The 20673-nt window shown below is 67.8% G+C and carries 28 protein-coding genes; all 28 read right to left on the minus strand.

All coding sequences use genetic code 11. The features are described 5' to 3' along the window. Positions 1 to 134: 134 nt before the first annotated feature. A complete protein-coding gene (rplO, locus tag ABZ794_RS15890) occupies positions 135 to 578 on the minus strand; it encodes a 50S ribosomal protein L15 (RefSeq protein ID WP_030329906.1) in 444 nt (147 codons plus the stop codon). After that, positions 578 to 760, minus strand: a complete 183-nt coding sequence (rpmD, locus tag ABZ794_RS15895) for a 50S ribosomal protein L30 (protein ID WP_007465262.1) — start codon at positions 758 to 760, stop codon at positions 578 to 580. Before rpmD ends, rplO begins: the two co-directional genes overlap by 1 nt. Beyond that, positions 760 to 1374, minus strand: coding sequence for a 30S ribosomal protein S5 (rpsE, locus tag ABZ794_RS15900; RefSeq protein ID WP_074314587.1), 615 nt, complete (start codon positions 1372 to 1374; stop codon positions 760 to 762). Before rpsE ends, rpmD begins: the two co-directional genes overlap by 1 nt. 33 nt (positions 1375 to 1407) lie before the next feature. Then, positions 1408 to 1785 carry a 50S ribosomal protein L18 gene (rplR, locus tag ABZ794_RS15905; protein WP_181518401.1) on the minus strand — a complete coding sequence of 126 codons (378 nt, stop codon included), beginning with the start codon at positions 1783 to 1785 and terminating at the stop codon, positions 1408 to 1410. Between the two features lie 8 nt (positions 1786 to 1793). Next, entirely contained in the window at positions 1794 to 2336 is a 543-nt protein-coding gene (gene rplF / locus ABZ794_RS15910) for a 50S ribosomal protein L6 (protein WP_124860508.1), read from the minus strand. 16 nt (positions 2337 to 2352) lie between these two features. Further along, complete coding sequence (gene rpsH, locus ABZ794_RS15915) at positions 2353 to 2760, minus strand: 30S ribosomal protein S8 (protein ID WP_007465270.1); 408 nt, start codon at positions 2758 to 2760, stop codon at positions 2353 to 2355. Between the two features lie 116 nt (positions 2761 to 2876). Further along, positions 2877 to 3062, minus strand: coding sequence for a type Z 30S ribosomal protein S14 (locus ABZ794_RS15920; protein ID WP_007465272.1), 186 nt, complete (start codon positions 3060 to 3062; stop codon positions 2877 to 2879). Between the two features lies 1 nt (position 3063). After that, complete coding sequence (gene rplE / locus ABZ794_RS15925; protein WP_091402385.1) at positions 3064 to 3630, minus strand: 50S ribosomal protein L5; 567 nt, start codon at positions 3628 to 3630, stop codon at positions 3064 to 3066. Next, the gene (gene rplX / locus ABZ794_RS15930; RefSeq protein WP_172899047.1) at positions 3630 to 3950 is read right to left on the minus strand and encodes a 50S ribosomal protein L24; all 321 of its coding nucleotides are present in this window, start codon (positions 3948 to 3950) and stop codon (positions 3630 to 3632) included. Before rplX ends, rplE begins: the two co-directional genes overlap by 1 nt. After that, positions 3947 to 4315, minus strand: a complete 369-nt coding sequence (gene rplN / locus ABZ794_RS15935) for a 50S ribosomal protein L14 (protein WP_007465279.1) — start codon at positions 4313 to 4315, stop codon at positions 3947 to 3949. Before rplN ends, rplX begins: the two co-directional genes overlap by 4 nt. Before the next feature lie 97 nt (positions 4316 to 4412). Continuing rightward, a complete protein-coding gene (rpsQ, locus tag ABZ794_RS15940) occupies positions 4413 to 4691 on the minus strand; it encodes a 30S ribosomal protein S17 (RefSeq protein ID WP_030489590.1) in 279 nt (92 codons plus the stop codon). Then, positions 4688 to 4924 (minus strand): 50S ribosomal protein L29, encoded by a 237-nt coding sequence (gene rpmC, locus ABZ794_RS15945; protein ID WP_007465283.1) that lies wholly within the window; start codon positions 4922 to 4924, stop codon positions 4688 to 4690. The genes rpsQ and rpmC overlap by 4 nt, the downstream gene beginning before the upstream one ends. Then, entirely contained in the window at positions 4924 to 5349 is a 426-nt protein-coding gene (gene rplP / locus ABZ794_RS15950; RefSeq protein ID WP_053653940.1) for a 50S ribosomal protein L16, read from the minus strand. The genes rpmC and rplP overlap by 1 nt, the downstream gene beginning before the upstream one ends. A 3-nt stretch (positions 5350 to 5352) precedes the next feature. After that, positions 5353 to 6222 carry a 30S ribosomal protein S3 gene (rpsC, locus tag ABZ794_RS15955; RefSeq protein ID WP_091402401.1) on the minus strand — a complete coding sequence of 290 codons (870 nt, stop codon included), beginning with the start codon at positions 6220 to 6222 and terminating at the stop codon, positions 5353 to 5355. After that, entirely contained in the window at positions 6222 to 6680 is a 459-nt protein-coding gene (rplV, locus tag ABZ794_RS15960; protein WP_007465297.1) for a 50S ribosomal protein L22, read from the minus strand. Before rplV ends, rpsC begins: the two co-directional genes overlap by 1 nt. 41 nt (positions 6681 to 6721) lie before the next feature. Further along, positions 6722 to 7003 carry a 30S ribosomal protein S19 gene (gene rpsS / locus ABZ794_RS15965; RefSeq protein ID WP_007465299.1) on the minus strand — a complete coding sequence of 94 codons (282 nt, stop codon included), beginning with the start codon at positions 7001 to 7003 and terminating at the stop codon, positions 6722 to 6724. Between the two features lie 12 nt (positions 7004 to 7015). Beyond that, positions 7016 to 7855 carry a 50S ribosomal protein L2 gene (gene rplB / locus ABZ794_RS15970; RefSeq protein ID WP_088950237.1) on the minus strand — a complete coding sequence of 280 codons (840 nt, stop codon included), beginning with the start codon at positions 7853 to 7855 and terminating at the stop codon, positions 7016 to 7018. A gap of 12 nt (positions 7856 to 7867) precedes the next feature. Then, positions 7868 to 8170, minus strand: coding sequence for a 50S ribosomal protein L23 (rplW, locus tag ABZ794_RS15975; RefSeq protein ID WP_007465304.1), 303 nt, complete (start codon positions 8168 to 8170; stop codon positions 7868 to 7870). Next, positions 8167 to 8817, minus strand: a complete 651-nt coding sequence (rplD, locus tag ABZ794_RS15980) for a 50S ribosomal protein L4 (protein WP_030489587.1) — start codon at positions 8815 to 8817, stop codon at positions 8167 to 8169. The genes rplW and rplD overlap by 4 nt, the downstream gene beginning before the upstream one ends. After that, a complete protein-coding gene (rplC, locus tag ABZ794_RS15985; protein WP_091402403.1) occupies positions 8814 to 9479 on the minus strand; it encodes a 50S ribosomal protein L3 in 666 nt (221 codons plus the stop codon). Before rplC ends, rplD begins: the two co-directional genes overlap by 4 nt. A gap of 11 nt (positions 9480 to 9490) precedes the next feature. Continuing rightward, positions 9491 to 9799 (minus strand): 30S ribosomal protein S10, encoded by a 309-nt coding sequence (gene rpsJ, locus ABZ794_RS15990; protein WP_007073037.1) that lies wholly within the window; start codon positions 9797 to 9799, stop codon positions 9491 to 9493. A gap of 350 nt (positions 9800 to 10149) precedes the next feature. Further along, entirely contained in the window at positions 10150 to 11343 is a 1194-nt protein-coding gene (gene tuf, locus ABZ794_RS15995; protein WP_030489585.1) for an elongation factor Tu, read from the minus strand. Positions 11344 to 11555: 212 nt separating this feature from the next. Beyond that, positions 11556 to 13652 (minus strand): elongation factor G, encoded by a 2097-nt coding sequence (fusA, locus tag ABZ794_RS16000; RefSeq protein ID WP_210784126.1) that lies wholly within the window; start codon positions 13650 to 13652, stop codon positions 11556 to 11558. Between the two features lie 74 nt (positions 13653 to 13726). Beyond that, positions 13727 to 14197, minus strand: coding sequence for a 30S ribosomal protein S7 (gene rpsG / locus ABZ794_RS16005; protein WP_007465317.1), 471 nt, complete (start codon positions 14195 to 14197; stop codon positions 13727 to 13729). Position 14198: 1 nt separating this feature from the next. Then, positions 14199 to 14573, minus strand: coding sequence for a 30S ribosomal protein S12 (gene rpsL / locus ABZ794_RS16010; RefSeq protein WP_007465318.1), 375 nt, complete (start codon positions 14571 to 14573; stop codon positions 14199 to 14201). Positions 14574 to 15082: 509 nt separating this feature from the next. Beyond that, the gene (locus ABZ794_RS16015; protein ID WP_210784145.1) at positions 15083 to 15463 is read right to left on the minus strand and encodes a hypothetical protein; all 381 of its coding nucleotides are present in this window, start codon (positions 15461 to 15463) and stop codon (positions 15083 to 15085) included. A 685-nt stretch (positions 15464 to 16148) separates the two neighbouring features. Further along, a complete protein-coding gene (locus ABZ794_RS16020; RefSeq protein WP_210784125.1) occupies positions 16149 to 16517 on the minus strand; it encodes a hypothetical protein in 369 nt (122 codons plus the stop codon). 94 nt (positions 16518 to 16611) lie between these two features. Next, the gene (locus ABZ794_RS16025) at positions 16612 to 20499 is read right to left on the minus strand and encodes a DNA-directed RNA polymerase subunit beta' (protein WP_210784124.1); all 3888 of its coding nucleotides are present in this window, start codon (positions 20497 to 20499) and stop codon (positions 16612 to 16614) included. Positions 20500 to 20673: the final 174 nt, after the last annotated feature.

A 20673-nucleotide genomic window follows, 5' to 3' on the forward strand; every position in this document is an offset into this window, starting at 1 on the left:
ACAGCCTCACCCCGGTCCGGGCAGATGCGCCCGACTACATAAATCGATTCCGATGTTACCGGGCGCTCAGGTCCCAGGTAGACCATGGCGCCCGCCAGTTGCTCTCAACTGGACGGGCGCCATGGTCGTACGCCTTACAGCTCGGTGACGGAGCCACCGGCGGCAGCGATCTTCTCCTTGGCCGACGCACTGAACGCGTGCGCGGACACCTGGAGCGCCACACCGCCGAGGTCCCCGGTGCCGAGGACCTTGACCGGGTGACCCTTGCGGACCGCGCCGGACTCGACGAGCTCCAGCGGGCCGACCTGACCACCATTCGGGAACAGCTCAGCGAGTCGGTCCAGGTTGACCACCTGGAAGACCACCTTGAACTTGTTCTTGAAGCCCTTCATCTTCGGCAGGCGCATGTGGATGGGCATCTGCCCACCCTCGAACGCCGCCGAGATGTTCTTGCGGGCCTTGGAACCCTTGGTACCGCGACCAGCGGTCTTGCCCTTGGAACCCTCACCGCGACCCACACGGGTCTTCGCGGTCTTGGAACCGGGCGCCGGGCGCAGGTGATGCACCTTGATCGTCATTACTCGACCTCCTCGACCTTCACGAGGTGGCTCACAGTGAAGATCATGCCGCGGATCTCGGGCCGGTCCTCCTTGACCACCACGTCGTTGATCCGCTTGAGACCGAGCGAACGCAGCGACTCACGCTGGTTGTGCTTGGTCCCGATACCGGACCGGAGCTGGGTGACCTTCAGGCGTGCCATCAGTGCGCCACCCCCGCACGCGACGCCAGCATGGCCGCCGGCGCGACGTCCTCCACCGGCAGACCACGACGCGCCGCGACCTGCTCGGGGGACTCAAGCCCCTTCAGGGCCGCCACGGTGGCGTGCACGATGTTGATCGGGTTCGACGAACCGAGGCTCTTGGAGAGCACGTCGTGGATCCCGGCACACTCCAGCACGGCACGCACCGGCCCACCGGCGATGACACCCGTACCGGCCGAGGCCGGCTTGAGCAGCACCACACCAGCGGCGTCCTCACCCGTCACCGGGTGCGGGATCGACTGGCCGATCCGCGGGACCTTGAAGAAGTGCTTCTTGGCCTCCTCGACACCCTTGGCGATGGCCGCGGGCACCTCCTTGGCCTTTCCGTAGCCCACGCCGACCGTGCCGTCGCCGTCGCCCACGATCACCAGGGCGGTGAAGCTGAAGCGACGACCACCCTTCACGACCTTGGCGACGCGGTTGATCGCGACGACCCGCTCGAGGTGCGGGGTCTTCTCGACGGGCGCGTTTCCGCGGCCGCCCTCACGGCGGTTGTCGCGGCGACCACCCTCGTTGCCACCGGACCCGCCGCCACGGCGCTGTTGACCTGGCATCAGCAGCCTTCCTTCTCTCTCGTGACGGGGTTGTTAGAACTCGAGCCCGGCTTCGCGGGCGGCGTCGGCAAGCGCGGCGACTCGCCCCGCGTACCGGTTGCCGCCGCGGTCGAAGACGACCTTGGAGACGCCGGCGGCCTTGGCCCGCTCGGCGAGCAGCGCGCCCACCTTGCCAGCCAGGGCGCTCTTGTCGCCCTCCGCACCGCGCAGCGAGGCGTCCAGGGTCGACGCCGACGCCAGGGTGTGACCCTTGGTGTCGTCGACGACCTGGGCGACCATGTGCCGCAGCGAGCGGGTGACGACCAGGCGCGGACGCTCGGCCGTACCGCTGACGTTCTTGCGGACGCGGAAGTGTCGACGCGCACGCCCAACGGCGCGCTTGGCGGCGACACCGCGGCGGCGCTTGAGCAGCGTGGCGCTCACTTCTTACCTGCCTTTCCAGCCTTGCGGCGGATGACCTCGCCCTGGTACTTGACGCCCTTGCCCTTGTAGGGCTCCGGCGGGCGGATCTTCCGGATGTTGGCGGCGACCTCACCGACCTGCTGCTTGTCGATGCCAGCCACGTGGAACAGGGTCGGCCGCTCCACCGTGAAGGTGATGCCCGCCGGGGCGGGGACGACCACCGGGTGCGAGAACCCGAGCGCGAACTCGAGATCCGAACCCTTGGCGGTGACCCGGTAACCGGTGCCGGCGATCTCCAGGCTCTTGCGGTAGCCCTCGGTGACCCCGACGATCATGTTCGCAACCAGCGTACGGCTCAGGCCGTGGAGTTCCTTGGCCTTGCGCTCGTCGTTCGGCCGGTTGACGCTCAGCTGCCCATCCTCGGCCCGCTCGATCGTGATCGGCTCGGCGAGGGTGTGCTGGAGCTGGCCCTTGGGGCCCTTGACCTTGACGGTCTGCCCGTCGATCGTGATGTCGACGCCGGCTGGCACCGGGATCGACTTACGTCCAATTCGCGACATTTCTACCTGTCTCCCGTTACCAGACGAAGGCGAGGACTTCCCCGCCAACACTCCGCTTGCGGGCCTGCCGGTCGGTCAGCAGCCCCTGGGACGTCGAAATGATCGCCACGCCCAGCCCACCGAGCACCCGCGGGAGCCCGTCCGACTTGGCGTACACCCGGAGACCGGGCTTGGACACGCGCTTGATGCCGGCCAGGCTCCGCTCGCGGTTCTGGCCGTACTTCAGCTCGACGACCAGTCGCTTGCCGACGGCGCCCTCCTCGGGCTCCTCGACCGACCAGGTGGCGATGTAACCCTCGGCCTTCAGGACCTCGGCGATGTTCGCCTTGATCTTGGAGTAGGGCATCTTCACCTGATCGTGGTACGCCTGGTTGGCGTTACGCAGACGCGTGAGCATGTCTGCGATCGGGTCGGTCATCGTCATGGATTTCGTCAGCCTTTCTCGCCGGGGTTCCCGGGGCATCAGCCCCGGGCCTACGGCGAAGAGCAATACCTAATCGGTGCAGGAGTTCCCGGCCGACGGCCGGGACGCGGTCGCCCTTACCAGGAAGCCTTGGACACGCCCGGCAGCTCACCGCGGTGAGCCATCTCCCGGATGCAGACCCGGCAGAGCCCGAACTTGCGGTAGACCGCCTTCGGACGCCCGCACCGCTGGCAGCGGGTGTACGCGCGAACCGAGAACTTCGGCTTCGCGGCCGCCTTGATGATCAGCGCCTTCTTGGCCATCTCAGTTCTCCTTGAACGGGAAGCCCAGGAGCTTGAGCAGCGCCCGGCCCTCGTCGTCGGTCGTGGCGGTCGTGACCACCGTGATGTCCATGCCCCGCTGGCGATCGATCCGGTCCTGGTCGATCTCGTGGAACACCGACTGCTCGGTCAGACCGAACGTGTAGTTGCCGTGCCCGTCCAGCTTGCGCCCGTCCAGACCGCGGAAGTCGCGGATACGCGGCAGCGCGATGGAGAGCAACCGGTCCATGAACTCCCACATCCGGTCGCCACGAAGGGTGACCTTCGCGCCGATCGGCATGCCCTCGCGGAGCTTGAACTGCGCGATGGACTTGGTCGCCCGCCGCACCTGCGGCTTCTGGCCGGTGATCGTGGCGAGGTCGCGGACCGCGCCGTCGATCAACTTGGCGTCGCGAGCAGCCTCGCCGACACCCATGTTGACGACGATCTTGACCAGCCGCGGCACCTGCATGGGGTTGCCGTAGCTGCGCTGCTCACGCAGCTGGGCCACGATCTCGTTGCGGTACCGCTCCTTGAGGCGCGGCAGGGTCTTTTCGGTAGCCGTGGTCATCACAGGTCCTTACCGGTGCTACGCGCGATGCGGACCTTCTGGCCGTTGTCGTCGATCCGGTAACCGACGCGGGTCGGCTTGCCGTCGGAGTCCAGGACCTGCACGTTCGAGACGTGGATCGGGGCCTCCTGAGTGACGATGCCGCCGGTCTTGGCGCCACGCTGGGTCGTGCTGATGCGGGTGTGCTTCTTGACCCGGTTCACGCCCTCGACCAGGACCTTGTCCTGCCGCGGGTAGGCCTGAATGACCTTGCCCTTGGCACCCTTGTCCTTGCCGGCGATGACGACGACCGTGTCGCCCTTCTTGACCTTCACGGTCACAACACCTCCGGCGCGAGGGAAATAATCTTCATGAACCGCTTGTCCCGCAGCTCCCGGCCCACCGGGCCGAAGATACGGGTTCCACGCGGGTCCCCGCCGTCCTTGATGATGACGGCGGCGTTCTCGTCGAAGCGGATGTACGAGCCGTCCGGACGCCGCCTCTCCTTGGCCGTGCGAACGACGACAGCCTTGACGACGTCGCCCTTCTTCACACCGGCACCCGGGATCGCGTCCTTGACCGTGGCCACGATGACGTCGCCGATACTCGCGTAGCGCCGACCCGAGCCGCCGAGAACCCGGATGCACAGGATCTCCCGAGCACCCGTGTTGTCGGCGACGCGCAGTCGCGACTCCTGCTGAATCACGTCTATCTCCTATGTCTGCCGGTTCTCCGGCCGCCGTAGCGGCCGGAGCCTGGCGGAACCTACGCCCGACGCAACGCCGGGCGAGCTCGAGCCTTCGCTACTTGGCCTTTTCCAGGATCTCCACGATCCGCCAACGCTTGGTGGCGCTCAGCGGCCGGGTCTCCATGATGAGAACCCGGTCACCGGTGCCAGCGGCGTTCTGCTCGTCGTGCACCTTCAGCTTGGCCGTACGGCGCATGATCTTGCCGTACAGCGCGTGCCGAACCCGGTCCTCGACCTCGACAACGACGGTCTTGTCCATCTTGTCGCTGATCACCAGGCCCTCGCGGACCTTGCGGCGCGACCGCGCGGCGGCGGTGGCGGTCTCTTCGGTCATGATGCAGTCACCTCAGTCGGCGCGGCCGAGAGCCCCAGCTCGCGCTCACGCATGATCGTGTAGATCCGGGCGATCTCCCGACGGATGACCTGCAACCGCCGGTTGTTGTCCAGCTGCCCGGTTGCGGCCTGCACGCGGAGGTTGAACAGCTCCGCCTTGGCCTCCCGCAGCTTCGTGACCAGCTCCTCTTCGGAGAGCTCACGCAGCTCGGTCGCCTTAACGCCCGCTGCCATCAGGATTCACCCACTTCGCGCGTAACAATGCGGCACTTCATCGGGAGCTTGTGGATCGCGCGACGCATGGCCTCTCGCGCGGTCTGCTCGTTGGGGAAGGACATCTCGAAGAGAACCCGCCCCGGCTTGACGTTGGCAACCCACCACTCCGGCGAACCCTTACCGGAACCCATCCGGGTCTCGGCAGGCTTCTTGGTGAGGGCCTGGTCCGGGAAGATCGTGATCCAGACCTTGCCACCACGCTTGATGTGGCGAGTCATCGCGATACGTGCCGACTCGATCTGCCGGTTCGTCACGTACGCCGGCTCGAGAGCCTGGATCCCGAACTCGCCGAACACCACCCGGTTACCACCCTTGGACGCGCCACTGCGGTCCGGGTGGTGCGGCTTGCGGAAGCCCTTCGGGGGCTTGCGCGGCATCAGCATCTGTCAGCCCTCCTGCTGCGTTTCTGCCGGAGCAGCAGTGGCGGCGACAGCTGCGCTGTCGACCGGCTCGCCGCTCGGCGTCTCGGCCTGCTGCGCGATGGTGGTCGCAGCAGCCCGACCGGCCTCGGTGCCACCAGCCGTGGTGCCGGACGAACCCGACCGGCCACGGCGCGGACGCTCGGGACGGTCGCCGCGCTCACCACGACGCGGGCGGGACGGACCGGCCTCGGCCGGAGCTTCCCGGCCCGGGACGGCGTCGCCCTTGTAGATCCAGACCTTCACACCGATCCGACCGAACGTCGTACGGGCCTCGAAGAAGCCGTACTCGATGTTGGCCCGCAGCGTGTGCAGCGGAACCCGGCCCTCACGGTAGAACTCGGTCCGGCTCATCTCGGCGCCGCCGAGGCGACCCGAGACCTGAACCCGGATGCCCTTGCAGACCGGGTTCTTCATCGCCGACTGCATGGCCTTGCGCATCGCCCGACGGAAGCTGACCCGGCTGGACAACTGCTCGGCCACGCCCTGCGCGACCAGCTGAGCGTCCGACTCGGGGTTCTTCACCTCGATGATGTTCAGCTGAACCTGCTTGCCGGTGAGCTTCTCAAGCTCGCCGCGGATCCGGTCGGCCTCCGCACCCTTACGGCCGATGACGATGCCCGGCCGGGCGGTGTGGATGTCGACCCGGACCCGGTCGCGGGTGCGCTCGATGTCGACCTTGGAAATCCCGGCACGCTCGAGGCCCTTGGACATCATGCGGCGGATCTTGACATCCTCGCCGATGTAGTCCTTGTAGAGCTTGTCCGCGAACCAGCGGGACTTCCAGTCGGTCGAGATGCCGAGCCGGAACCCAGTGGGGTGAACCTTCTGACCCATTACTCGGCGTCCTCCGTCTTGCTCTGCGCTTCGGCCGGTGCGGCCTCCGTGGCCGGGGCGGCCTTCTTCGCCGCGGCCTTCCTCGGCGCTGCCGGCGCGACCGCTTCGACCGCCACAGTGATGTGGCAGGTGCGCTTGCGGATTCGGTACGCCCGACCCTGCGCCCGCGGCTGGAACCGCTTCATCGTCGGGCCCTCGTCCACGAAGGCCTCGCTGACGAGCAGCGCGTCGGGGTCCAGCCGCTCGTTGTTCTCCGCGTTGGCGATCGCGCTAGCGAGCACCTTGTACACCTGCTCGCTCGCAGCCTGCGGCGCGAACTGCAGCACCGTGAGCGCCTCCTTCGCGGGCAGGCCGCGGACGAGGTTGACCACCCGGCGCGCCTTCATCGGCGAGATGCGCACGTGCCGCGCAACCGCCCGCGCGCCCGGAAGCACCGGAGCGTCGCCCTTTCCTGGCATCGCTGTAACCCCTTGTTCCCTCTATCCGTATGCCCGCGGCGTCAGCGCCGACGGCTCTTCCGGTCGTCCTTCTCGTGACCCTTGAACGTGCGGGTCAGCGCGAACTCGCCGAGCTTGTGCCCGACCATCGCCTCGGTCACGAACACCGGGACGTGCTTGCGTCCGTCATGAACGGCGATCGTGTGCCCCAGCATCTCGGGGATGATCGTCGAGCGCCGCGACCAGGTCTTGATCACGTTCTTGGAGCCCTTGTCGTTCTGAACTTCCACCTTCTTGAGCAGGTGGTCGTCGACGAACGGGCCCTTCTTCAGGCTGCGAGGCATGTCTTATCTCCCTCAGCCGCGCTTACGCGTGGCGTAGCGGCGGCGGACGATCAGCCGGTCACTCGGCTGGCCCTTACGGCGGGTGCGGCCCTCGGGCTTACCCTGCGGGTTGACCGGGTGGCGACCACCGGAGGTCTTACCCTCACCACCACCGTGCGGGTGGTCGACCGGGTTCATGGCGACACCACGGACGGTCGGGCGCTTGCCCTTCCACCGCATCCGGCCGGCCTTACCCCAGTTGATGTTCGACTGGTCGGCGTTGCCGATCTCGCCGACGCTTGCGCGGCAGCGCACGTCCACCCGCCGGATCTCGCCGGACGGCATACGCAGGGTCGCGTACGCGCCCTCGCGGCCGAGCAGCTGGATGCCGACGCCGGCGGAACGGGCCAGCTTGGCCCCGCCACCCGGACGCAGCTCCACGTTGTGGATCGTGGTACCGACCGGGATGTTGCGCAGCGGCAGGTTGTTACCCGGCTTGATGTCGGCGCCCGGGCCGGACTCGACGCGGTCGCCCTGCTTCATGTCCTTCGGCGCGATGATGTACCGCTTCTCGCCGTCGGCGTAGTGCAGCAGCGCGATGCGCGCCGTGCGGTTCGGGTCGTACTCGATGTGAGCGACCTTCGCCGGCACGCCGTCCTTGTCGACCCGCTTGAAGTCGATCAGACGGTACTGACGCTTGTGACCGCCACCGTGGTGCCGCGTGGTGATCCGGCCGTGGGCGTTACGCCCGCCCTTCTTCGGCAACGGAGCGAGCAGCGACTTTTCCGGCGTGGACCGGGTGATCTCGGCGAAGTCAGCGACACTCGAGCCACGTCGGCCCGGCGTCGTCGGCTTGTACTTACGGATAGCCATTGTCTACACCCCTCAGCTGACCGGGCCGCCGAAGGCCTCGATGCGGTCACCGTCAGCCAGCTTCACGATCGCCCGCTTGGTCGCCTTGCGCTGACCGAAGCCGGTCTTGGTGCGCTTGCGCTTACCCTGGCGGTTGAGCGTGTTGACCGTCAGGACGCGGACGTTGAAGATCTGCTGGATAGCGATCTTGATCTCGGTCTTGTTCGCGTCCGGGTGCACCAGGAAGGTGTACCAGTTCCGGTTCAGCTCGCTGTAGCTCTTCTCCGAGACGACCGGCGCCACGATGATGTCGCGCGGGTCGGCGATCGTGCTCACTTGCCACCCTCCTCGGTGGTCTCGGCGGGCACGCCCAGGAACTCGTCCAGGGCGTCCTTGGTGAAGACCACGTCGTCGGCCACGAGCACGTCGTACGTGTTCAGCTGGCCGGACTCGATCAGGTGCACGCGCGGCTCATTGCGCAGCGACACCCAGTTCAGCTCGTCGGTGCTGCTCAGCACGACCAGGACCCGACGGGCCTCGGTGAGCTTGGTCAGCGTGGCCAGGGCCGCCTTGGTCGACGGCTTCTCGCCCGAGACGAACGCCTCGACGACGTGCACCTGCCCGGCGCGGGCCCGGTCGGAGAGGGCACCCCGCAGAGCGGCGGCCTTCATCTTCTTCGGGGTCCGCTGGCTGTAGTCGCGCGGCACGGGACCGTGCACGACGCCACCGCCGGCGAACTGCGGCGCGCGGATCGAGCCCTGCCGGGCGCGACCGGTGCCCTTCTGCTTGTACGGCTTCTTGCCGCCACCGGCGACCTCGCCGCGGGTCTTGGCCTTGTGCGTGCCCTGTCGGGCCGCCGCGAGCTGGGCCACCACGACCTGGTGCATCAGCGCGACGTTGGCCTGCACGTCGAAGATGTCCTCCGGCAGCTCCACGGAGCCGCTGGTGGTGCCTTCGACGGTGCGCACGTCAACGGTGGTCACTTGGCCGCACCGCCCTTCTTCACCTTGCTCTTGGCCGCGGTACGGACCAGAACGAGCGCGCCCTTGGGACCAGGAATGGCACCCCGGACGAGCAGCAGGTTGTTCTCGGTGTCGACCGCCTGGACGGTGAGGTTCTGCACGGTGTACCGAACGCCACCCATACGGCCGGCCATCCGGGTGCCCTTGAAGACACGACCCGGAGTGGCGCAGGCGCCGATGGAGCCGGGCGAGCGGTGCTTGCGCTCGACGCCGTGCCCGGCGCCCAGGCCGTGGAAGCCGTGCCGCTTCATCGGGCCGGCGTAGCCCTTGCCCTTGGTCTTGCCGGTGACGTCGATGGTGACGCCGGCCGGGAACTCCTCGACAGTGACTTCCTGGCCGAGCGAGTATTCCCCAGCGTCAGTGGTGCGCAGCTCGACGATGTGCCGGCGCGGCGCCACGTCCGCCTTGGCGTAGTGCCCGCTGATCGGCTTCTTGACCTTGCGCGGGTCGATGGTGCCGTACGCGAGCTGGACCGCGGAGTAACCGTCCTTCTCGGCGCTACGAACCTGGCTGATGACGCACGGGCCGGCCTCGACCACGGTCACGGGAACAACACGGTTGTTCTCCCAGACCTGGGTCATGCCGAGCTTGGCGCCCAGGATCCCCTTGACTTGCCTGTCCATTTGTCCGGTCCCTACAGCTTGATCTCGATGTCGACGCCAGCCGGCAGGTCGAGGCGCATGAGCGAGTCGACCGTCTTCGGGGTCGGGTCGATGATGTCGATCAGCCGCTTGTGCGTGCGCATCTCGAAGTGCTCGCGCGAGTCCTTGTACTTGTGCGGCGAGCGGATAACGCAGAAACGGTTGATCTCCGTGGGCAGCGGCACCGGGCCCGCGACCTGCGCCCCGGTGCGCGTCACCGTCTCGACGATCTTCCGAGCCGAGGAGTCGACGACCTCGTGGTCATAGGCCTTGAGCCGGATGCGGATCTTCTGTCCCGCCATGGTGGCTTCTGTTCCTTCTCTCGATGCCGCTGTGTTGCGGGCGCCTGTACCGGCTGGCACAGGCCCACTTCGCCGACCCCCGCGGTCGGGCGTGTCGCGCCCTCGGGCCGAGCTCCGCCCCTAGGTACCGGAGTGGTGCCGACCGCACGGGGGGTCAAGGCGCCGATCGCATTACCGCGACCTGAACGCCGTGCGAGGGTGGTTGGCGACTGGGCCGCCAACCACCCTACGCTCGACTGCCTCGCCACCCGGAGGTTCAGCGAAAGCCGAACACAGGCGACGAACTGTCGTTACGCAACCTGACTAGTATGCCGCACGACCGGCGGCGGGTCTAATCGGGGTTACCTAGTTCACTTGTTAATCTTGGTGACGAACCCGGCGCCGACGGTGCGGCCACCCTCGCGGATCGCGAACTTGAGGTTCTCCTCCATGGCGATGGGCTGGATCAGCTTCACCGACATGGACGTGTTGTCACCCGGCATGACCATCTCGGTGCCCTCGGGGAGGGTGACGACACCGGTGACGTCAGTGGTCCGGAAGTAGAACTGCGGACGGTAGTTCTGGAAGAACGGGGTGTGACGGCCACCCTCCTCCTTGGAGAGGATGTAGACCGTCGCCTCGAACTCCGTGTGCGGGGTGTTCGAGCCCGGCTTCACGACGACCATGCCGCGCTCGACCTCGTCGCGCTTGGTACCACGCAGCAGCAGGCCGACGTTCTCGCCTGCGCGGGCGTCGTCCAGGGTCTTCCGGAACATCTCGATCGCGGTGACCTTGGTCTTGAAGCTCTTCTCCTTGATACCGACGAGCTCGACATCCTCGTTCGGCAGGAGAACGCCGCGCTCCACGCGACCGGTGACGACGGTGCCACGACCGGTGATCGTGAAGACGTCCTCAACCGGCATCAGGAACGGCTTGTCGACCTCGCGCTCCGGCTGCGGGATCGAGGTGTCGACAGCGGTCATCAGGTCCAGCAGCTTGCCGGTCCACTCGGGGTCACCCTCGAGGGCCTTCAGCGCCGAAACCCGAACGACCGGCAGGTCGTCACCCGGGTACTCCTGCGAGGAGAGCAGCTCACGGACCTCGAGCTCGACGAGCTCCAGGAGCTCCTCGTCATCGACCATGTCGCTCTTGTTGAGCGCCACGACGATGTACGGCACACCGACCTGACGGGCCAGCAGCACGTGCTCGCGGGTCTGCGGCATCGGGCCGTCGGTCGCCGCGACCACCAGGATCGCGCCGTCCATCTGCGCGGCACCGGTGATCATGTTCTTGATGTAGTCGGCGTGCCCAGGGCAGTCGACGTGCGCGTAGTGCCGCGACTCGGTCTGGTACTCGACGTGCGCGATCGAGATCGTGATGCCGCGGGCCTTCTCCTCCGGCGCCTTGTCGATCTCGTCGAACGGCGTGTAGGGGTTCAGGTCCGGGTACTGGTCGTGCAGGACCTTGGTGATGGCCGCCGTCAGCGTCGTCTTACCGTGGTCGATGTGACCAATGGTGCCGATGTTGACGTGCGGCTTAGTCCGCTCGAACTTAGCCTTCGCCACTGGTGTCCTCCTGTGGACTTCTTGGTTCGTACGCCCGGCGCGCCGGTCGGCGCTTAGGACTCTGTCGACAGCCTTTCCGGCCTGACGGCCGGAGAGCCTTTGTGGGTTCTGCGGCGATGAAGCCTACAGGCCCGGTCTCACGCGATCCGATCGTGGTGGCCGCGGGCGGGTGAACCCTCCCGCGACCAACCACGAATCACCTGCTCAGAGCGCTACTCGCCCGTTGCCTTGGCGATGATCTCCTTCGCGACGCTCTGCGGAACCTCGGCGTAGGAGTCGAACTGCATGCTGTAGCTAGCCCGGCCCTGGGTCTTCGACCGCAGGTCGCCGACGTAGCCGAACATCTCCGACAACGGCACCAGGGCCCGGACGATGCGGGCGCCGCTGCGCTCCTCCATCGCCTGGATGATGCCGCGGCGGGAGTTGAGGTCACCGATGACGTCACCCATGTTCTCCTCAGGAGTGGTGACTTCAACGGCCATCATCGGCTCGAGCAGTGCCGGATCGGCCTTGCGGGCCGCGTCCTTCATCACCATCGAGCCGGCGATCTTGAATGCCATTTCCGACGAGTCGACCTCGTGGTACTGGCCGTCCAGCAGGGTCAGCTTCACGCCGACCAGCGGGAAGCCCGCCAGGATGCCGTACTGCAGCGCGTCCTGCGCACCGGCGTCCACCGAGGGGATGAACTCCCGGGGGATGCGGCCGCCGCTGACGGCGTTGGCGAACTCGTAGGTCGGCGAGTCGTTGTCCAGCGGAAGCGGCTCGACGCTCACGATCACGCGGGCGTACTGGCCGGAACCACCGGTCTGCTTCTTGTGGGTGTACTCGACCTTCTCCACCTTGCGGCGGATGGTCTCGCGGTACGCCACCTGCGGCTTGCCGACGTTCGCCTCGACGTTGAACTCGCGGCGCATCCGGTCGACCAGGATGTCCAGGTGCAGCTCACCCATGCCGGAGATGACCGTCTGACCGGTCTCCTCGTCCAGCTGGACGCGGAAGGTCGGGTCCTCCTCGGCCAGGCGCTGGATGGCCGTGCCCAGCTTCTCCTGGTCGGACTTGGTCTTCGGCTCGATCGCCACCGAGATGACCGGCTCCGGGAAGGTCATGGACTCCAGGATGACCGGGTTCGCCGGGTCGGAGAGAGTGTCGCCGGTGGTGGTCTGCTTGAGACCCTGCACGGCGATGATGTCGCCGGCCTGCGCCGACGGACGCTCTTCCCGCTTGTTGGCGTGCATCTGGTAGATCTTGCCGATCCGCTCCTTGCGGTCCTTGGTGGAGTTGACCACCTGGGAACCGGAATCGAGCGTGCCGGAGTAGACCCGCACGTAGGTGAGCTTGCCCAGGTGCTTGTCCGTCTGGATCTTGAAGGCCAGGCCGGAGAAGGGCTCCGAGTTGGACGGCTTCCGCAGCAGCGGGGTCTCGCCGTCGGTGGCCGTACCCTCGATCGCCGGAACGTCCAGCGGCGACGGCAGGAAGTCGACCACGGCGTCGAGCATGGGCTGAACGCCCTTGTTCTTGAACGCCGAGCCGCAGAGCACCGGGTTGGCCTTGCCGGCGATGGTGGCACGCCGGATGGCGGCCTTGATCTCCTCGGCGGAGATCTCATCGCCCTCCAGGTACTTCTCCATCACCGCGTCGTCGACGTCGGCGAGGGTCTCCATCAGCTTCTCGCGCCACTCGGCCGCGGAGTCGGCCAGCTCGGCCGGGATCTCCTCAACCGCGTAGTCCTCACCCTTCTGGGTCTCCCCGCGCCAGGTGAGCGCGCGCATGCCGATCAGGTCGACGACACCGATGTGGTCACCCTCGAGCCCGATCGGGATCTGGAGCACCAGCGGGGTGGCGTTCAGCCGGTCGATCATCATCTGCACGCAGCGGAAGAAGTCGGCGCCGGTCCGGTCGAGCTTGTTGACGAAGCACATACGCGGGACGTTGTACTTGTCGGCCTGCCGCCAGACGTTCTCCGTCTGCGGTTCCACGCCGGCGACACCGTCGTAGACCGCTACCGCACCATCCAGGACCCGCAACGACCGCTCGACCTCGACCGTGAAGTCGACGTGGCCAGGCGTGTCGATGATCTGGATCGTGTGGTCTTTCCACTCACACTTGGTAGCAGCGGAGGTGATGGTGATACCACGCTCCTGCTCCTGCTCCATCCAGTCCATGACGGCAGCGCCCTCGTGGACCTCACCGATCTTGTACGTGATGCCGGTGTAGAACAGGATTCGCTCGGTGGTCGTGGTCTTACCGGCATCGATGTGCGCCATGATGCCGATGTTGCGTACCTTGGCGAGCGCGTCTGCGGCGGCCACTTCAATCCCTACTTATCGTCGTCTCGACTCAACTGGTGGCGGTTCCGGCGCCCGGAGGCGCCGGAACCAGGGTGTTACCAGCGGTAGTGCGCGAAGGCCTTGTTCGACTCGGCCATCTTGTGCGTGTCCTCGCGCCGCTTGACGGCGGCACCGAGGCCGTTGCTCGCGTCCAGCAGCTCGTTCATCAGCCGCTCGACCATGGTCTTCTCGCGGCGGGCGCGGGAGTACGTGACCAGCCAGCGCAGGCCCAGGGTGGTCGCCCGGGTCGGGCGGACCTCGACCGGAACCTGGTAGGTGGCGCCACCGACACGACGGCTGCGCACCTCGAGGGTCGGCTTGACGTTGTCCATCGCCCGCTTGAGGGTGACGACCGGGTCGGTGCCGGACTTCTCGCGGCAGCCCTCGAGGGCCGCGTACACGATGGACTCGGCGAGCTGACGCTTGCCGCGGAGCAGGATCTTGTTCACCAGCTGGGTGACCAGCGGCGAGTTGTACACCGGGTCAGCGACCAGTGGCCGCCGCGGAGCGGGTCCCTTACGCGGCATGTCAGCTCTTCTCCTTCTTCGCGCCGTAACGGCTGCGCGCCTGCTTGCGGTTGCGGACACCCTGGGTGTCCAGCGAGCCGCGAACGATCTTGTAACGCACGCCGGGGAGGTCCTTCACCCGGCCACCGCGGACGAGCACGATCGAGTGCTCCTGCAGGTTGTGACCGACGCCGGGGATGTAGGCGGTCACCTCGATCTGGCTGCTGAGCTTCACGCGAGCGACCTTGCGCAGCGCCGAGTTCGGCTTCTTCGGGGTGGTGGTGTACACGCGAGTGCACACGCCGCGCCGCTGAGGGGAACCCTTCAGCGCCGGGGTCTTGGTCTTGGTCGTCTTCGCCTGGCGGCCCTTTCGGACCAGCTGCTGGATCGTGGGCACCGGGTTTCTCCGCTCCCTTCGGCCGCATCCGCGGCCGCGCCGTCTGCTCGTTAGCCGGCCTGATGACCGGCTCTCCTACATTCCGACCAGGGCCGCCTTGCGGAGACCCCGGCACCCGCGGTCGGGCGTGTCGCCCTCGTCACGGCCCCGTTGCGGACGCTCTCGCGTTCGTACCGGGTTTTGTCACCGGCGCGCGGGTCGCCCCGCCCCGGATCTTTGGCTTGTCGTGCCGCCGTCCGTAAGCCGGAAACAGCGCACGCACGAGTTGCCCGGGCATGCCCGGGCACAAGGGGAAAGAGTACCTACCACAACCGCCCAGGTCAAAACGGAATGGCCCGGCGACCGTCTCACACCCGCCGGCCGGATCTCGTCCTGCCTCGTCGCCCGCGATGGGCACCTACGAACACAAGTGTAACGGCTTCCCCGCAGAAGCACCCATCGCCCCCGGGGTGACCGCAAGCCTTCCGCGGAAAACCCCCGTCAGGTGCCGGATCTCTCGGTGATGACTCTCACGTCAGGGTCAGAAGCAGGGCAAGACCCAGGCCCAGCAGGCTGAGCAGTGCTCCCGCCGCGCCGCAGCTGATCCCGGCCATCGCCAGCCCGCGGCCGGTGAACTGGACCGCGGAGGGCGCGGTCGGCCGCCGGATCTGCCGCCGGCCGAGCAGCCCGACGACGACGGCCGCCCCGCCGGCCAGCACACCCAGCGCGGCGAACGCCCCGGAGGCCCAGGCCCCGCCGTCGTTCTTGAAGGCCACTCCGAAGCAGATCACCAGAAGTGAGACCAGAAGTGAGGCGATCCCCGCCGCCAGCGCCCCGATGGCCAGCCCAGAGGTGACCGGTGCCACGTCCAGGTGCACGACGCCGAACGGCGTACCCGAAACCCCCTCCACCCGCTTCGGCGGCCGGCGTTGGTCGTCGGTGGGCGGCGGCACCGAACGCCCCGGAGGGCCACCCCACCCCGGGCCGTGCCCCGGCGGCGGGCCCCAGCCGGGCGGCGCCCCGTGCCCGGACGACGGCGGGCCCCAGCCGTACGGCGCAGCCGGCCCAGACGGGGACGGGCCCCACCCAGGCGGCGCAGACGGCGCAGCGGACGACGGACCCCACCCGGCCGGCACGCTCGGCGCAGACGAGGACGGACCCCAGCCGTAGGGCACTCCCGAACCGGCCGCCGGCGGGCCCCAGCCGGGCGGCACACCCGGCCCGGAGGTGGGCGGGCCCCAGTCCTGCGGCGTCGAGGTCGGGGCGCTGGAGACCGGGTAAGGCTGGTCGGAGCCGGGCGTCGGGGTCGCGCCCCAGCCGTTCGGACCCCAACCGGGGGGTGGTGCCGCAGGGGGTGGCGGGCCCGGGATGGACGCCGGTGGGTGCGGCTCGCCGCTCGGGCCGGGTCGCGCCCAGTCGCTCGGCTCGGATGGCGGAGCCGGAGGGTCCGGCGGGCCGGCCGGTTCGTCCGCAGGGGGCCGCGCCGGTTCCGTCACGAGGTCCTCCTGTCGAAAGGCCGCCACCGACACACGGCGGACACCGGCCAGGCTACCGCCGCGAGCACCGCCGCCCGCGCCGGGCGCGGCCACCGGTGGCTCAGTCCATGTTCGCCGGGTAGTCGTGGCCGAACGGGGCGCCGGCCAACCGGACCACCCCGATGACCACCGCGGCCACCACACTGACCGCGACCAGCACCAGGCCGGTCCAGGCCATCCACTCCCCCCGTCGCAGCCAGACGCCGCCGGTCAGGAACCCCCCCGAGGCGTACGCCTCCCGGCGCGCCTGCCGTGCCAGTTGCAGGGCCACCGTGGCCGGCACCACGCCACCGATGAACAGCCCGGTCAACATGCCGAGCAGGCCCAGCGCGAAGACCGCCCGTGCCTTCGTGGCGCGGGCCGGGTCCGGGTCCAGCGGGTGGCGCACGCCCTGCTGGGCGACGGACACCTGCCCGGGTGCGGTCGTCATCCCCCCATCATGCCGAACCCGGCCCAGGGGTGGGTCGGCACGCACACGACGAGGCCCCCGGCTTTCACCGGGGGCCTCGTCGTGTTACTGGTGCTTAGCGGTACGACCCGAAGTCGAAGTCGTCCAGCGGCACGGCCTGCCCGCTGGCCGGCCCGAACCCGTAGTCGGTCTCCGGGTAACCGGTCATCGAGTAGACCTTGGCCTTGGCCTCCTCGGTCGGCTCGACCCGGACGTTGCGGTACTTGCTGATGCCCGTACCGGCCGGGATGAGCTTTCCGATGATCACGTTCTCCTTGAGGCCGACCAGGGAGTCGCTGCGCGAGTTGATCGCAGCGTCGGTCAGCACCCGGGTGGTCTCCTGGAAGGAGGCCGCCGAGAGCCAGGAGTCGGTGGCCAGCGATGCCTTGGTGATACCCATCAGCACCGGACGACCAGCGGCGGGCTCGCCGCCCTCCGAGACGAGCCGGCGGTTCTCCGACTCGAACAGCGCCCGGTCGACGAGCACACCCGGCAGGAACTCGGTCGAGCCGGAGTCGATGACCGTCACCCGCTTGAGCATCTGGCGGATGATGATCTCGATGTGCTTGTCGTGGATGAGCACACCCTGCGAGCGGTAGACCTCCTGGACCTCACTGGTCAGGTGGACCTGGACCGCCCGCGGACCCATGATCCGCAGCAACTCGTGCGGGTCGATGGTGCCCTCGGTCAGCTTCTCGCCGACCGCGACGTGACCGCCGTCGTGGGTACGGAGCTTGACCCGCTTCGAGATCTTGTCGTAGACGATCTCTTCGCTGCCGTCGTCCGGCACCACGATGATCTTGCGCGAGCGCTCGCCGTCCTCGATCCGGATCTTACCGGGGGTGTCGGCGATGGGCGCCTTACCCTTCGGGACCCGAGCCTCGAAGATTTCCTGAACACGCGGCAGACCCTGGGTGATGTCCTCACCCGCGACACCACCGGTGTGGAAGGTACGCATCGTCAGCTGCGTACCGGGCTCACCGATGGACTGGGCGGCGATGATGCCGACCGCCTCGCCGATGTCGACCGACTTACCGGTCGGCAGCGACCGGCCGTAGCAGGCCGCGCAGACGCCCAGCTTCGACTCGCAGGTGAGCACGCTGCGCACCCGGACCGTCTCCACACCAGCGGCGACGATCTTGTCGACCCCGATGGAGTTGATGTCCTGACCACGCTCCGCCACCACGGTGCCGTCCGGCCCCTTGATGTCGTCGGCGAGGGTCCGGGCGTGCACGCTGGTCTCGGCGTGGGTGTGGACGACGAGCTTGCCGTCCAGCTTCTCACCGATCTGCATCGGGATCGCCCGGTCGGTGCCGCAGTCCTCTTCGCGGATGATGACGTCCTGCGAGACGTCCACCAGACGACGGGTCAGGTAACCCGAGTCGGCGGTCCGCAGCGCGGTGTCGGCGAGACCCTTACGGGCACCGTGCGTGGAGATGAAGTACTCCAGCACGGACAGACCCTCCCGGTAGCTGGCCTTGATCGGCCGCGGGATGATCTCGCCCTTGGGGTTGGCCACCAGACCACGGATCGCCGCGATCTGCCGGAGCTGGAGCAGGTTACCGCGAGCACCCGAATTGATCATCTTCCACAGCGGGTTCTCCTGCGGCAGCGCGGTGTCCATCTCCTTGGCGACCTCGTTGGTCGCCTTGGTCCAGATCTCGATCAGCTCGCCGCGACGCTCCTCGGCGGTCATCAGACCACGCTGGTACTGCTTGTCGATCTGGTCGGCGTCCTTCTCGTACTTCGCCAGGATCTCCGCCTTGCGCGGCGGAGCGATGACGTCCTCCATGCCGATCGTCACGCCGGACCAGGTGGCCCAGTGGAAACCGGCCTCCTTGAGCCCGTCCAGGGTGGCGGCCAGCGCCACCTTGGGGAAGCGCTCGGCGAGGTCGTTGACGATCGCGGAGAGCTGACCCTTGCGGATCTCGTAGTTCACGAAGCGGTAGCCCTGCGGCAGCGTCTCGTTGAACAGCACCCGACCCAGGGTCGTCTCCACGGTCAGCGGGTCACCCTCGACCCAGCCCTCCGGGGCGCTCCACGCCTCGGAGCCGTTGCCGTTGTCGACACCGACCACGCCGCGCAGGCGGATCTTCACCGGCGCCTGCAGGTGCAGCTCGCCGTTGTCGAAGGCCATCCGCGCCTCGGCGTCCGAGCTGAACGCCCGGCCCTCGCCCTTCTCACCGGCGGTGAGGTGGGTGAGGTGGTACAGACCGATGACCATGTCCTGGGTAGGCATGGTGACCGGCTTACCGTCGGCCGGCTTGAGGATGTTGTTCGACGACAGCATCAGGATCCGCGCCTCGGCCTGGGCCTCGGCGGACAGCGGCACGTGCACCGCCATCTGGTCACCGTCGAAGTCGGCGTTGAACGCCGTGCAGACCAGCGGGTGGATCTGGATCGCCTTGCCCTCGACCAGCTGCGGCTCGAAGGCCTGGATGCCCAGACGGTGCAGGGTCGGCGCCCGGTTGAGCAGCACCGGGTGCTCGCCGATGACCTCTTCCAGCACGTCCCACACGACCGGGCGCTGACGCTCGACCATCCGCTTGGCGGACTTGATGTTCTGCGCGTGGTTGAGGTCGACCAGCCGCTTCATCACGAACGGCTTGAACAGCTCCAGCGCCATCTGCTTGGGCAGACCGCACTGGTGCAGCTTGAGCTTCGGGCCGACCACGATGACCGAACGGCCGGAGTAGTCGACGCGCTTGCCCAGCAGGTTCTGGCGGAACCGGCCCTGCTTGCCCTTGAGCATGTCGGACAGCGACTTGAGCGGGCGGTTACCCGGGCCGGTGACCGGCCGGCCGCGACGGCCGTTGTCGAACAGCGCGTCGACGGCCTCCTGGAGCATCCGCTTCTCGTTGTTGACGATGATCTCGGGCGCGCCGAGGTCGATCAGTCGCTTGAGGCGGTTGTTCCGGTTGATCACGCGGCGGTACAGGTCGTTCAGGTCCGAGGTCGCGAAGCGGCCACCGTCGAGCTGCACCATCGGGCGCAGGTCCGGCGGGATGACCGGGACGCAGTCCAGCACCATGCCGAGCGGCGAGTTGCGGGTGTTCAGGAACGCCGCGACGACCTTGAGTCGCTTGAGCGCCCGGATCTTCCGCTGGCCCTTGCCGGACCGGATGGTCTCCCGCAGGCTCTCGGCCTCGGCGTCGAGGTCCATGTTCTGGACCAGCGCCTTGATCGCCTCGGCGCCCATGGAACCGGTGAAGTACTCACCGAACCGGTCGCGCAGCTCGCGGTAGAGCAGCTCGTCGGTGACCAGCTGCTTCGGCTCCAGCTTGCGGAAGGTGTCCAGCACCTCGTCCAGGCGGTCGATCTCGCGCTGGGCCCGGTCGCGGATCTGGCGCATCTCGCGCTCTCCGCCCTCCTTGACCTTGCGCCGGACGTCCGCCTTGGCACCCTCGGCCTCCAGCTCGGCCAGGTCGGCCTCGAGCTTGGCGGCCCGCTTCTCGATCTCCGAGTCGCGGCTGTTCTCGGACTGCCGCTTCTCGGCCAGGATCTCGTTCTCGATCGTCGAGAGGTCGCGGTGACGCGACTCCGCGTCCACGCTCGTCACGACGTACGAGGCGAAGTAGATGATCTTCTCGAGGTCCTTGGGAGCGAGGTCCAGCAGGTAACCCAGCCGGCTCGGAACGCCCTTGAAGTACCAGATGTGGGTCACCGGAGCGGCGAGCTCGATGTGCCCCATCCGCTCACGGCGGACCTTGGAGCGAGTCACCTCGACGCCGCAGCGCTCACAGATGATGCCCTTGAACCGGACGCGCTTGTACTTACCGCAGTAGCATTCCCAGTCCCGCTGCGGACCGAAGATCTTCTCGCAGAAGAGCCCGTCCTTTTCCGGCTTCAGGGTGCGGTAGTTGATCGTCTCAGGCTTCTTGACCTCGCCGTGCGACCACTGACGGATGTCGTCGGCGGTGGCGAGACCAATGCGCAGCTCGTCGAAGAAGTTGACGTCGAGCACTATGTCCCCTATGTCGTCGTCTGTACTGCTAATTCTCGGGTGGGGTCGGGGGGGGGGGGGGCGGCCCCCCCCCCCGCACCACAGCCCACGGAGAACCCGGACGGCGCGCGGCCGGGCCGGGGGGTGGCCCCCGCCCCCCCCGCCCCGGAAACCACCGACGCGGTCTCGCGCCAT

The sequence above is a fragment of the Micromonospora sp. NPDC047187 genome, from assembly GCF_040643355.1.
In the GTDB taxonomy this organism is placed as follows: domain Bacteria; phylum Actinomycetota; class Actinomycetes; order Mycobacteriales; family Micromonosporaceae; genus Micromonospora; species Micromonospora salmantinae.